The organism is Polaribacter sp. BM10, assembly GCF_002005425.1.
Taxonomy (GTDB): Bacteria; Bacteroidota; Bacteroidia; order Flavobacteriales; family Flavobacteriaceae; genus Polaribacter; species Polaribacter marinaquae.
Genome location: NZ_CP019704.1, coordinates 1,491,065 through 1,504,974 on the forward strand (window position 1 = coordinate 1,491,065; position 13,910 = coordinate 1,504,974).

Consider the following 13,910-nt stretch of genomic DNA (forward strand, 5'->3'; position numbering starts at 1 on the left):
GCTTTTTTTTATGATATAATTGGTGATATAAAATCTTTAATTCCAGAGACACCATTAGCACCTAAGTTCTTAATAAATGCAGAACCTATAATAGCACCGTTTGCATAATTACAAGCCGTGTTAAATGTTTGTTTATCAGAAATACCAAAACCTACAATAAGCTTACTTTTCAAATTCATATTTTTTATTCTTTCGAAATAAGCTATTTGATTATTTGAAATTTCTCCTTTTGCACCCGTAATAGAAGCAGAAGCAACTACATAAATAAAAGACTTTGTGTAATTATCTATTTTATGAATTCTTTCTTCTGATGTGTGAGGAGTTATTAAAAATACGTTTGTAATTCCGTATTTATCAAATAAATCTTTGTAATGATTTTCGAATTCTACCATAGGTAAATCTGGTAAAATAACCGTATTAATGCCACAATCTATAACTTTCTGACAAAATTTATCTTCACCATATTTTAGCATCTGATTCAAATATCCCATTAAAACCAATGGAGTTTTGTTTGAATCTTTAATAGACATTAATTGATCAAAAACAACGTCTAAATTTACACCATTTGCCAAAGCTTTTTGGCTACTATCTTGAATCGTTGGCCCGTCTGCAAGCGGATCTGAATAAGGCAAACCAACTTCAATAAAATCTACACCACTTTTTTCTAATTCTGAAATTACCTGCGTTGTATCATCTAATTTAGGATAACCACATGTAAAATAAATAGATAATAAGTTATCTTTTTCTTCTAAAATACTTTCTAAATTTTTCATGCTAAAATTGGTTCTTTTTTACTTTCTAATTTTTGCTTCACTGCCGTCCATAAATTAATTCTTACCTGTAAGGCTCTTTTTGCAACATCTAAAACATCTTGCCATTTTGTGTTATCGTCTCCACATAATTCTTCTATCATTTGCAAAGACAACGGTCCGTGTTCATCACCATCTAACTCTATATGTCTTTCTAAGTAATAGGTAAAATTATCAAAAGTAACATTTTCCTTTGAAGAAGTTTCTTCTACTATTTTTAAGAACATATCTGGTATAATATCTTCTCTACCATAAGTAAAAGAAGCAGCAATTTTATGTGTTTCTTTAGAGTTTATAATATTAAAAGTAAAATTTACAAACTCTTTTACAGCATCTGATATAGAAACTAGTTCTAAGGATTTTTTTACAGTTGATCCTTCTTGAATACTTTGTAAGAATGTTTTTATAGGAGAAGTGTCTGCTCTAAATTCTTTCATAGCATCAACATACATTTCAAAATGACTTTTGAAAACGCCATCTTTATTTATATCGCTCTCTTCTGCTAATGTAATTTCATTTATAAAACGAACAAGATTTGTGTTCTTTTTTGGTAACCACGGTAAAGAAACAGAAGTTAAATTAATTTGTAAAGCTTTTAAAAGCGACATAAAATCCCAAACAGCAAAAACATGGCTTTCCATAAAAAACTTAATATCTTCTATAGAACTAAGTGTTTTATATAAATCGTGCTCTCTTAATTTAATTCTTAAGGGCATTAATTCTGTTTCTATAAACTTTAAATTAGAATTCATTATTCTTTTAAATGTTTTATATAAGTTTCTAAATCTTTATCTCCTCTTCCAGATAAATTAATTACTACAACTTGATTTTCTTTAAACTCAATTTTTGGTAAAACTGCCAAAGCATGTGCCGTTTCTAAAGCAGGAATAATTCCTTCAATTTTTGTCAATTCATATGCAGCTTCTAACGCTTCTGCATCTGTAGCATTCATAAATTTAGCTCTTTTACTTTCATATAAAAAAGCATGTAATGGCCCAACTCCTGGATAATCTAAACCTGCAGAAATCGAATACGGCTCTACAATTTGCCCATAATCATCTTGCATTAAAATAGTTTTACTTCCGTGAATAATACCTACTTCACCAAGTTGAGAAGTGGCGGCACTTTCACCAGAATTAACGCCTAAACCAGCAGCTTCTACAGCAATTAATTCTACTTCGTTTTCATCCATATAATGGTAAAATGCTCCGGCAGCATTAGAACCTCCACCAACACAAGCAATAATTGTATCAGGATTTTCTTTACCTGTTTTTTCTTTTAATTGCCATTTCATTTCTTCAGAAATTACAGCTTGTAAACGCGCAACCATATCTGGATGTGGATGCGGACCAACCACAGATCCAATTAAATAAAATGTTTCTGGATTCTGAATCCAATATCTTATTGCTTCATTGGTTGCATCTTTTAGTGTTTTACTTCCGCTAGTTGCTGCCACAACTTTGGCACCTAACATTTTCATTCTAGCAACGTTTGGCGCTTGCCTTTCGATATCTTTTTCGCCCATAAAAACTGTACAATCTAAGCCCATTAAAGCACAGACAGTTGCTGTTGCAACACCATGTTGTCCGGCACCAGTTTCTGCAATAATTTTAGTTTTACCTAATTTTTGTGCAATTAAAATTTGACCAATTGTATTATTTACTTTATGAGCACCCGTATGGTTTAAATCTTCTCTTTTTAAATAAATATGAGCTGCATATTTTTCTGATAAACGTTTAGCATAATACAAAGGCGTAGGTCTACCAACATAATCTTTAAGTAAAGATTTATATTCGTCTTGAAACTCTTTAGATTCGATAATTTGAATATAATTATCTTCTAACTCCTTTACATTAGGATACAACAATTCTGGTATAAATGCACCTCCAAACTGTCCGAAATATCCATTTTTATCTGGTTGAAACTTTGATTTCATATTATATTTTGTTCTTGAAGCTTTTAACTTCATTAATATTTTTTAATCCTGGTTCTATTTCAAATTTACTATTTACATCTAAGCCATAAATAGGTAAATTAGATTTTGCTATTATTTGTACTTGTTCTAAATCACTTAAACCAATACCACCGCTTAAAAAGAAAGGCTTATCAAAAGGGTATTTTTCTAAAACAGACCAATCAAATTTTGTACCATTACCACCTCTTTCTTTCCCTTTTGTATCAAATAAAAAGAAATCTACAACGTCTAAATATGGTTTTAAAACATTAAAATCAAAAATGTCTTTAATTCCGAAAACTTTTATAATTTCAACTTCATTTTTTGAAATATAATGCTGATTTTTTTTCTTTTTAATCTGCTTATTTTCATCAATAAACAAGAGCCTTCTTTCTGCTAATTGTTTTTTTAATTCGATAATATAGTCTACGGATTCATCACCATGTAATTGAACTGCATCTAATCGATATTCTTCTACCAAAGAAATTACAATCTCGATATATTCATTTACAAAAACACCAGTTTTTTTTATAGAATTAGAAAATTCGGGAATAATACCTTCAAAATTTCTTTTTGATTTTTCGTAGAAAATAAAACCCATGTAATCTGGATTTACATCAGCCAATTGCTGAATATTTTCTGTAAACTTCATTCCGCAAACTTTCAGTTTCATAACTATCTAATTTGACTGATAAATTCTTGACAAGCTTCTCCTGGATTTTCTGTTTTCATGAAATTTTCTCCAATCAAAAAACCTTGAAAACCAAATTCTTTTAATCCTGTAATAATTTTTGGATCAGAAATACCACTTTCAGAAACTTTTAAACAGGTATCTGGTATTTGGCTAGAAAGTTTAATAGAGTGATCTAAATCTACTTCAAACGTCTTTAAATTTCTATTATTAATACCTATAATTTTATTGTCTAAATCGTTAATTTTATCTAAATCTTCTTGCGTATGTACTTCATATAAAACTTCCAATCCTAAATCTGTTGCTAAATTTCCGTAGTTTTTAAGTTCTGTTGCAGTTAAACAAGAAGCTATTAAAAGAATTACATCTGCACCAATTGCTTTTGCCTCTACAATTTGAAAACCATCAACAATAAAATCTTTTCTAAGAATGGGTTTTTGCTGATTGATTACTCTTGCCTCCATTAAATCTGCCATCGTACCACCAAAAAAAGAAGTATCTGTTAAGATAGATTGCGCTGCAACATTTGCATCTAAATACCCATTGGTAACCTCTGCAATTGTAGCTTTATCGTTTATAATTCCTTTTGACGGAGATTGACGTTTGTACTCTGCAATAATACCTGTAGAACCAACTTCTAATAACGATTTTTTTAATGAAAAAACAGTTCTACCAAAATTAGGACTTTCTACTAATTTCTTTACTGGAATTTCTGCTTTAATCTTAGCAATTTCCTTCTTTTTAAATGCGATTATTTTATCTAAAATTGTCATTATTCTTATTAATTTATGCTAAATATAATTACTACTTAAATTATATTTAAAAAACTTTTATTACCTATTCAAATTATTTCTATATCTAAGAAAAAAATAAACAATTAACCCAACAATTAACCCAACAGCTGCTTGCTTAAATAATTCTTTTGTCTGAATACCTATTGCCAAACCAATAAATAAAAAACCAGGTACAATTAGAAATAAGTTCTTTTTCTTTTTTGCCATTATTTTTATTAAAAATATAAATGCTAAATACTAATTAATTTTTCTAATGTTTGTTTTGCTTTTAAACCAAATAATGATTGTTTGGCTTCTTCAAAAGCAGTTTCAAATGATTTTGTTTCATCAACAATTGTTAAAGCAAATGCTGCGTTTGTTAAAACTACTTTGTTTTGAGATTCAGTTCCGTTTCCGTCTAAAATAGTTTTAAAGATTTTTGCTGCATCTGCAACAGAGTTCCCTCCAAATATTTCTGATTGTTGTATTCTTTTCTGACCTAAATCTTCTGGATTAATTAATTGCTCTCCGTTTTTAGTAAACAATTTAAATCCGCTAGTTAATGATATTTCATCATAACCATCAAGCGCATGAATAATACCGTAATTGATGTTTTCTTCTTGTAAAATATAATTATACAAACGTGCAACTTCTAAATTAAATGTACCCAACATGTGGTTTTTTGGTGAACTCGGATTTACCAAAGGCCCTAACATATTAAAAAACGTTTTTAATTTTAACGCCTTTCTTGTTGGTCCAACAGCTTTCATTGCTGGATGAAATTTAGGTGCATGTAAAAAACATATATTTGCTTTTTCTAAATGTTCTTTTAAAACATTTTCATCATTTGTAAAATTATAACCAAAACTTTCTAACATATCTGAAGAACCAGATTGAGAAGAAACCGAGTAATTACCGTGTTTTGCTACTTTTTGTCCTGCACCTGCAACTATAAACGATGTTAAGGTAGATATATTAAATGTATCTTTTCCGTCTCCGCCTGTACCTACAATATCAATCGTATTAAAGTCAGAAAAATCTACTTTAATAGACAATTCTTTTAATGCATCTCTAAAACCCGATAATTCGTTTACGGTGATTGGTCGCATCATAAAAACCGTCATAAATGAAGCCAAATGGGCATCATTATATTTTTCTGATGCAATATCTATCAGAATTTGTTTGGCTTCAGATTTAGACAATCTCTCGTGATTGTATAATTTGTTTAAAATTGCTTTCATTACGAATTTGCATTGATAAAATTAGTAACCAACTGCTCGCCAACATCTGTTAAAATAGATTCTGGATGAAATTGAACAGCAGAAATAGGATATACAGCATGTTCAATTGCTTGTATTAAGCCATCTTCATCTCTAGCAGTTACTTTTAATTCTTCTGGAAAACCTTCATCCGTTGCTGCCCAAGAATGATAACGTGCTGCTAAAAATGTTTCTGAGACGTCTTTAAAAATAGTCGCATTTTTATCTGTTACTTTCATTTCTGTTGCTACTCCATGAAAAACATCATTAAGGTTGATAATTTTACCACCAAAAACCTCGGTTATTGCTTGTAAACCTAAACAAACTCCAAAAATTGGTTTTACACCAGCATATGTTTTAATTACTTCTTTTAAGACACCAGCTTCATCAGGAATTCCTGGTCCTGGAGATAGCATAATCATATCATAATTTGCAACATCTGCAATACTTATTTCATCGTTTCTAAAAACTGCAGGAAATTTTCCTGTAATTTTTTCTACCATATGAACTAAGTTATAGGTAAACGAATCGTAATTGTCTAATATTAATATTTTCATATTCTTTTGTTGTGTAATCGTTTAATTGTGGATTTGTTTAATTGTAAACAAATCTTTATTAAAATTATCAATCTGCGTTAGGGATTGAATGGTCTGTTTGAGCTCTTTTTTGTTTTTCTCAAAAAAAGCGAGTAATGAAAGCCCGTTAAAACGCTCAAATAAATACCTTATATATTTTCTGCTAAAAACAAAGCTTTTTTTAACGCTGCTAATTTATTATTTACTTCTTGTAACTCTTTTTCTTCATCAGAATGAATTACGATTCCTGCACCTGCTTGGTAATACAACACATTGTTTTTACTTACAAAACTACGAATTGCAATTGCCAAATTTACAGAACCGTCTAAACCTATAATACCAACTGCACCACCATAAAATCCACGAGATTGGTTCTCATAAGTGTCTATTAACTGCATTGCTTTGTATTTTGGTGCACCACTTAAAGTTCCTGCCGGAAAAGTATCGCCAACAATTTCTATAGGGTTTCCTTTTAATTGCCCAGAAACTGTAGAAACTAAATGAATAACGTGACTAAAATACTGTACTTCTTTAAAAACCTCTACTTCTACTTTATCTGCATGTTTACTTAAATCGTTACGTGCCAAATCTACCAACATAACGTGTTCTGCAGTTTCTTTTTTATCTGCAGATAATTTTTTACCTAATTGAATATCTTTTGCCATATCGCCAGTTCTTCTAAAAGTACCGGCTATTGGATTAATGGTTGCTTTACCCGCAGAAATTTTAATTTGCGCTTCTGGTGAAGAACCCATTAATTTAAAAGAACCATAATCAAAATAAAATAAATATGGCGACGGATTGATAGAACGTAAAGCTCTATACACATTAAACTCGTCTCCTTTAAATTTTTGTTGAAATTGACGTGATAAAACTAATTGAAAAACGTCTCCTCTTTTACAATGAAATTTTGCTTTTTTAACATACTCTATGAACTCTTCGCCTTTTACATTCGAAGTTTCATCTCCAACAATTTCGAAACTTTGTGTATTAAAAGTTTGTGCATCTATAATTGTTTGGATTTCTTTTATTCTAGACTCAGAACCTTCTTCAATATTTTCAATCAATGTCATTTCATCATTAAAATGATTGATTGCAATAATAAATCTGTAAAAACTATATTGCATTAATGGTATTGCAGATGGCGCTTCTTTAACACTTAAATCTATGTTTTCGAAATATTGTACAGAGTCGTAAGTTGTATAACCATACAAACCATTAAATGATTTTAATTCTGCCGGACAGTCTAAATCGATTGCTTTGCTATAATTCTCAAAAATCGCATTAAAACCTCTACCAATTTCTTTACTAGCTAATTCTTCTCCTTTATGAGAAAATTTCAAATGATGGTTCTCTGCTTTTATAGTTACAACAGGCTCTATAGCTATAAAAGAAAAACTTTCTTCTTTACTATGATAGTCTGAACTTTCTAATAAAAGTGTATTTGCGTATGTATCTCTAAAACGTAAATACAAACCTACAGGTGTTATTGTATCTGCAATTTTTGTCTTAAAAGTAGTCTTAAATTGTATTTTCTTCATATTGATAATATGTAATTGCCTCGTAAAATTTACGGTAACAATTTGTTTATTTAAAGAGAAATAAATGTTTTATTAACTTCTCGAAATGATGCTTAATAAAAAGCGAAAAGGCTTATCGTGAGATAAGCCTTTTTTATTATGTTATATACATATAGGTTTCTTCTCACTTATTAGATAAGAGAGTTCCACCACCATGTATTGTTTGTGTTATTTTTCATACTTGCAACAAAAATAAGATAGAATTTTAAAATAAGCAACCTTTATTATGTTTTTGTTTTTCTTATTAAACCTAAAACTTATTACTCTTTATTTTTTTTTAAGAATGTTTTACTTTTTTGGTTTAAGATTTCTAGTAATTCTATTTCATTTCCATAATTTAATAGCTTAAAATCAAATGTATCATCTTCTACAAACCTTACAAACTCTTCTACCCTATGTTCTGGTATGTTAAAGTTATTTATTAAAAAATTAGAGGCTAAATAATATTTTATAGCTTTTACAGGAACCTCTGGTATACCAGCTTCTTTTTTGTTTTTTACTTCTGATCTAAATAAAGGGATTAATAATTGATCTACAACGTTTACAATATTTAATCCATCTACAAGCGTTTGTTTAGGATAATGCATTTTATCAACCTCAACATTCTTTATTGTAGTTAATTCTGCATTTCTTTTCGCTCCAAAATAAATAACATCTTTTTTCTCTGTAAACCTATTCGTAATCTCTACATCCGTTTGAAAGTTACCGGTTAATTTTCTAGTAGAAACTATAATCTCATCTAATTTATTAATTTCTTCTAACAAAAAAATAGTAACTTTTCTTGATGTTAATATATCTGAATTAATAGTAAAATCGAAATCTTGATATTCTAGAGCTCTAACTTTTATACTATCGTTTTCTCCAACTAATAAATCAAACTCACCTATTTCATTTGAAACTGCACCTTTCTTTGTTGAAGAATTAAAAATTGTTATTCCTTCTAAATCATTTCCTTCAACAATAATCTTCCCTTTAATATTCCTACGAATGGTTTCTTGAGAAAATGAATGTACGCTTAAAAACAAAAAAATTAATGCTCCTATTTTTTTCATAGACAACTGTTTTTACGGGCTTTATTTAAAACTGTTAATTATGTTTAAATATACGTAAAAAAAGCTAAACAAAATAAAATTATTTTACTATTTTTTTTCTTGTTTTGGCAACTATTAATAAATGAATACAAGAACGATTCTAGAAAAACCAAAATCTTATTATCTCATAATTTTCACATTCATTTCTTCTACCTTTTTATCTGATAAAATTGATGGTGCATTAAATAATAAATCTTCTGACGTACCAGTTTTAGGAAAAGCCATCACTTCTCTAATAGAAGCTTTTTTCTCTAAAATCATCATTAATCGATCAACACCCCAAGCAATTCCTCCGTGTGGTGGTGCACCATATTGAAAAGCTTTATACATTGTTCCTACGCTTTTCATCATTTCCTCTTTATTGTAACCCATATTTTTATAAGTTGCTTCTAAAATTTCAGATTTGTGTGCACGTACAGAACCTCCGCCAATTTCATAACCATTTAAAATTAAATCGTATTGTTGGGCAATAATTGTTCCTATTTCTTCACCTTCTCCGTTCATATGCTTTTCTAAATCGTAAATTGCTGGCATCGAAAAAGGATTGTGTGTAAATGTCCATCTTCCTTCATCTGTTTTTTCGAACATCGGAAAATCTACCACCCAAGCTGGTCTTAACTCCTTCGGATTAATCAATCTTAATATTTTTGCCATTTCTTGACGAACAGCGTCTAAAGCTTTATTTGCGGTGGCATAATCTGCCGCTGAGAAAAATACGATATCTCCAACTTCAGCTTTTGCTTTTTCAATAATTTTCGCAGCAATTTCTTCACCTAAAAACTTAATTATTGGAGATTGTAAATCGTTTTCATTAACAATAATATACGCTAAACCACCTAAACCATTTTGTTGTGCAATGGCAGTTAAGTTTTCAATTTGCCCTTTAGACATACGCTTATTACCTTGCTCTTTTGCAGAAACTTTAATGCATTTTACAATTCCGCCTTCTTCTATTGGCTTACTAAAAACCTGAAAAGTTGTGTCTTTTACAATTTCGGTAATATCTTGCATTTTCAAACCGTAACGCAAATCTGGTCTATCACAACCATATTTATCCATCGCATCTTTGTAAGTTATTACTTCAAAAGGATGTAAAATCCATTTTTTACCATAAATTTTTCTCACAACTTCATTAAACATCTTAGTATTTAAATCGATAATTTGCTGCATACTTGCGTATGCCATTTCTATATCTAATTGCGTAAATTCTGGTTGTCTATCTCCACGAGAATCTTCATCTCTAAAACAACGTGCTATTTGAAAATATTTCTCAAAACCACCAACCATTAACATTTGTTTAAATTGTTGTGGTGCTTGTGGCAATGTATAAAATGAACCTGCTTGTTTTCTTGTTGGAACAATAAATTCTCTAGCGCCTTCATCTGTACCCGCAGTTAAAATTGGTGTTTCAATTTCTAAGAATTCTTCTTCATCTAAAATATCTCTAAGTAACTTAATTACTTTATGTCTATTTACTATTGCTTTGCGAACTTCATCATTTCTATGATCTAAAAACTTGTATTCAAAACGAACTTTTTCATTACTCTTTGCTGCTCTTTTAATTTCAAAAGGCAACGTTTTTGATAAGTTTAAAATCTCTAAAGTTGAAGTTTCTAACTCTAACCTACCGGTTCTTAAACCAGCATTATAGTCATCTTCATTTCTTTTTACAACTACACCTCCAACAGAAATTACCGTTTCTGGTTTTAATTTTACCAATTCATCTAAATTAGGAAAAGTCTCTCTACTTAAACGAACTTGAAAAATTTGATAACTAGAATCACGTAAATCAATAAACATTAACTCACCATGATCTCTAACACTTGCTACCCAACCAGATAAAACTACATTTTCTGAAATAGATGCTTCTGATAAATCTGATATTTTATGTGTTCTGTATTCTTCTTTAATTATGATAGGCGTTTTTTGCAACTCTTGATCATCAGTAATTTTAAGCTGTTTTTCTGTGCTAGTTTTTTGCTTATGGTCTTTTGCTTTATGCTCTGTACTAACAGCTAAAGACGAATCGCTAAAAACGTTAAGAATTTCTTCACGAATTACTTTCCCTGAAGCTCCCTTACCAATAATTGCAATTACTTTACCTACTAAAATTCCAGCTTTTCCTTTGTTTCCGTTTTTAATATCATTTGCAATTGCTTCGTTTTCTGATATTACTTTTAAAACAGCAGCTTTAATTTTATCTTCTGAAATTGTATTGTTTTCAAAATACGTTTTATAATCAAAACTTGCATCTTTTAAATATGATGAAATTCCGTTCTGCACTAAAACAGAAGTGATTTTATCTTCTTTAAAAAGCTTAAAAATTTCTATTAAATCATTTACATCATGAATATTTTCGTATTCATCTGCAGCAATATTATTTACTAAGGTTTTAGCAACAAAAGAAGGATCTTTAATAGCATTATTAAGAGATACAAATGTTTTAGAACGTAAAGAATCTGCCGTAAAAAACTTAGCATCTTGCGGTAAAACTCCGCCTTTAATCAAAATAGATTCTACAGCAAAAGGTAAAGAACTAATATCTACATTTATACTTTCTACTACTTGTTTAATACTTACAAAAGGTAAATCTGGTTCTGATATAAAACGATAATCTGCTTCAAATTCCTTTTTACGCATTGTTTTGGTTTGCTTTAAATCTGCATCCCATAAAACCGTGGTTTGATCTGGTCTAAACGTTTTATTCTCTGTAAAGTAATTAAGTTGTTTTTCAATTTCTTCTTTTAAAGCCTCTACCATAAACTTAAAAGAATTTAAGTTTTTAATTTCGGTTCTAGGATTTAAAATAGTAGTTCCTTTTTTTCTTAACGAAACAGAAACATCAGATTTAAACTCTCCTTTTTCTAAGTTAGCTTCAGAAACACCTAGATTCTGCACAATTCTTTGAATATATTGTGCATAAGTAGAGGCATCTTCTATATTTCTAATACAAGGTTCTGTAACAATTTCTATTAACGGCACACCAGCTTTGTTAAAATCTACCAAAGAAACTTTCTTTTCGTGCATTAATTTTGCAGCATCTTCTTCGATATGCACTTGTGTTAAATCTACCGTAAATTCTGTACCATCGTTTCTAAAACAAGAAACTTGTCCATTGGGTATAACAGGATTATGAAATTGAGTTATTTGTATATTTTTAGGATTGTCTGGATATTCATAATGTTTTCTATCCCAAGAAATAATTTCATTAGAAAATGTAGAGTTTACAGCTTTACCAAAATAAATCGCTTTTGTAATAGCCTCTTTATTAATTGCCGGCAAAACACCCATTTGACCTGTACAAACAGAGCAAATATTGGTATTTGGTATTTCTGTTTCTTCATTAGGACAAGAACAAAATAATTTTGTCTTTGTGTTTAAACGAACGTGTGTTTCTAAACCAATTATCAATTCTAAATCGTGTGCTTTTAAAGCATCATTTAATTGCGCTAGTTCCATTATAAAATATCGTTTAAGAAGTTCGCAAAATGTAATACTTCTGCATCATTTTTTTTATCTGCTGTAATTTGTAGACCTGTATTTGTGCCTTTTGGTATTGTTAGTGTTGGCAATTCTCCTAAACTAAAACCAACCGTATAAGCATCAGACAAATACATTGCTAAAGGATTGTTTAAACTATCGCCAATTTTAGGCGGATCTTGAGGTGTTACTGGCGATAAAATAATATCTACAGCTTCGAAATCTTTGCTAAATCTTGCTGAAATTTGATCTCTTAAATTTTGTGCTTTTAAGTAAATTTCATCAGAAAAACCTTGTGATAAAACTTGATTACCACCAACAATTCTTCTTTTTGTTTCTTCAGAAAATTTTTCTGAACGGGTAATCGAATACGTATCTTTTAAATTTTCTCCTTCTACTCTATCACCATAATTTGTACCATCTAATCTAGATAAATTAGAAGCGGTTTCCGCCATTGCAAGCGTATAATATGTAGATACTAAAATATCTGCATCAAAAAAATCTAACTCTTTAACTTCAATTCCTTTCGATTTTATTTTATCTAAAGTAGCTAAGAAATCATCTTTTATTTCTTTAGAGATTGCATCTGTTTCAATAAAACTCTTAAAATATCCAACAGATTTTACATCATTTTTGGTTTCATCAGAAATTAATTCTGATGTATAAGTAGTTTGATCTTTTACATCTTTACCGCTAATTTCATTAAGAATAATTTTGATATCTTCTATTGATTTTGCAATCGGACCAACACAATCTGTAGAAGATGCATAAGCCATTAAACCGTATCGAGAAATTCTGCCATACGTAGGTTTTAAACCATATACTTTATTGTAACCGGCAGGTTGTCTAATAGAACCACCTGTATCGCCTCCAATAGAAAAAACTGTATAATCTTTTGCAACATTTACTGCAGAACCTCCGCTAGAACCTCCACCAACTAAAGCAGGATTTACAGCGTTTTTTACTGCACCAAAAATGGTGTTTTCTGATGATGAACCATGTCCAAAAGAATCACAATTTTCTTTAACTAAAGGTATTGCACCTGCGTCTAATAATTTCTGAATTGCAGTTGCTGTGTATGACGATTTGTATTTTTTAAGCAAATTAGAACTCGCCGTTGTATAGGTTCCTTGCAACATATAAACATCTTTTATACCAAACGGAATTCCTTCTAAAAGACCTATCTTTTCTCCTTTTGCAATCTTATCATCTACATTTTTTGCTAAATCTAAAGCAATATCATCTAATAACGCATTTACAGTATTATGAGAATTCTGCTTTAACAAATCTAACTTTTCTTGTACCAAAGCTGTACAAGTAATTTCTTTAGACACCAATTGCTGATGTATTTTTTTTATTTGCGAACTCATATTAATCTTCTATCACTTTAGCAACTACTAAAAAACCATCTTTTTCTTTCGGAAAGTTTTCTTTAATTATTTCTTTTTCTGTTAATGAACTTTCTATAACAACATCTTCTCTTAAATCATCTAAAGACACAACATTATTATAATTGACATTGGTAGCATTATTATTGGCATTTTTAATTACGTCGAATAATTTATTAACCGATTCTGATGGTTTTGCTCCTTTAATACTAGACAAAATGTCTACCGTCATTATTTTACTCATCTCTTTAAATTTAGATTCAAAAAAAAACCTTCCAAAAATTTGGAAGGTTTTATATATTTTTTTGAC

13 protein-coding genes are annotated in these 13,910 nt (G+C 29.8%); all 13 read right to left on the minus strand.

Features of this window, described 5'->3' with window-relative positions; genetic code table 11:
- Positions 1-8 precede the first annotated feature (8 nt).
- Positions 9-773 (minus strand): tryptophan synthase subunit alpha, encoded by a 765-nt coding sequence (gene trpA / locus BXQ17_RS06755; protein ID WP_077809880.1) that lies wholly within the window; start codon positions 771-773, stop codon positions 9-11.
- Positions 770-1,561, minus strand: a complete 792-nt coding sequence (locus BXQ17_RS06760; protein ID WP_077809881.1) for a DUF3050 domain-containing protein — start codon at positions 1,559-1,561, stop codon at positions 770-772. Before BXQ17_RS06760 ends, trpA begins: the two co-directional genes overlap by 4 nt.
- Positions 1,561-2,745 carry a tryptophan synthase subunit beta gene (gene trpB / locus BXQ17_RS06765; protein ID WP_077811374.1) on the minus strand — a complete coding sequence of 395 codons (1,185 nt, stop codon included), beginning with the start codon at positions 2,743-2,745 and terminating at the stop codon, positions 1,561-1,563. The genes BXQ17_RS06760 and trpB overlap by 1 nt, the downstream gene beginning before the upstream one ends.
- A gap of 1 nt (position 2,746) precedes the next feature.
- Positions 2,747-3,436 carry a phosphoribosylanthranilate isomerase gene (locus tag BXQ17_RS06770; protein ID WP_077809882.1) on the minus strand — a complete coding sequence of 230 codons (690 nt, stop codon included), beginning with the start codon at positions 3,434-3,436 and terminating at the stop codon, positions 2,747-2,749.
- A 2-nt stretch (positions 3,437-3,438) separates the two neighbouring features.
- Positions 3,439-4,227 carry an indole-3-glycerol phosphate synthase TrpC gene (trpC, locus tag BXQ17_RS06775; protein ID WP_077809883.1) on the minus strand — a complete coding sequence of 263 codons (789 nt, stop codon included), beginning with the start codon at positions 4,225-4,227 and terminating at the stop codon, positions 3,439-3,441.
- Between the two features lie 60 nt (positions 4,228-4,287).
- The gene (locus BXQ17_RS14515) at positions 4,288-4,455 is read right to left on the minus strand and encodes a hypothetical protein (protein WP_187661440.1); all 168 of its coding nucleotides are present in this window, start codon (positions 4,453-4,455) and stop codon (positions 4,288-4,290) included.
- Between the two features lie 23 nt (positions 4,456-4,478).
- On the minus strand, positions 4,479-5,468 hold the full coding sequence (gene trpD, locus BXQ17_RS06780) for an anthranilate phosphoribosyltransferase (protein WP_077809884.1): 990 nt from the start codon (positions 5,466-5,468) through the stop codon (positions 4,479-4,481).
- Entirely contained in the window at positions 5,468-6,043 is a 576-nt protein-coding gene (locus BXQ17_RS06785) for an aminodeoxychorismate/anthranilate synthase component II (protein ID WP_077809885.1), read from the minus strand. The genes trpD and BXQ17_RS06785 overlap by 1 nt, the downstream gene beginning before the upstream one ends.
- 167 nt (positions 6,044-6,210) lie before the next feature.
- Complete coding sequence (locus BXQ17_RS06790) at positions 6,211-7,602, minus strand: anthranilate synthase component I family protein (RefSeq protein WP_077809886.1); 1,392 nt, start codon at positions 7,600-7,602, stop codon at positions 6,211-6,213.
- Between the two features lie 299 nt (positions 7,603-7,901).
- Positions 7,902-8,693, minus strand: a complete 792-nt coding sequence (locus BXQ17_RS06795; protein WP_077809887.1) for a carboxypeptidase-like regulatory domain-containing protein — start codon at positions 8,691-8,693, stop codon at positions 7,902-7,904.
- 159 nt (positions 8,694-8,852) lie between these two features.
- A complete protein-coding gene (gatB/aspS, locus tag BXQ17_RS06800; protein ID WP_077809888.1) occupies positions 8,853-12,191 on the minus strand; it encodes a bifunctional amidotransferase subunit GatB/aspartate--tRNA ligase AspS in 3,339 nt (1,112 codons plus the stop codon).
- Entirely contained in the window at positions 12,191-13,582 is a 1,392-nt protein-coding gene (locus BXQ17_RS06805; protein ID WP_077809889.1) for an amidase family protein, read from the minus strand. The genes gatB/aspS and BXQ17_RS06805 overlap by 1 nt, the downstream gene beginning before the upstream one ends.
- 1 nt (position 13,583) lies before the next feature.
- Positions 13,584-13,844, minus strand: a complete 261-nt coding sequence (locus tag BXQ17_RS06810; RefSeq protein WP_187661441.1) for a hypothetical protein — start codon at positions 13,842-13,844, stop codon at positions 13,584-13,586.
- Positions 13,845-13,910: the final 66 nt, after the last annotated feature.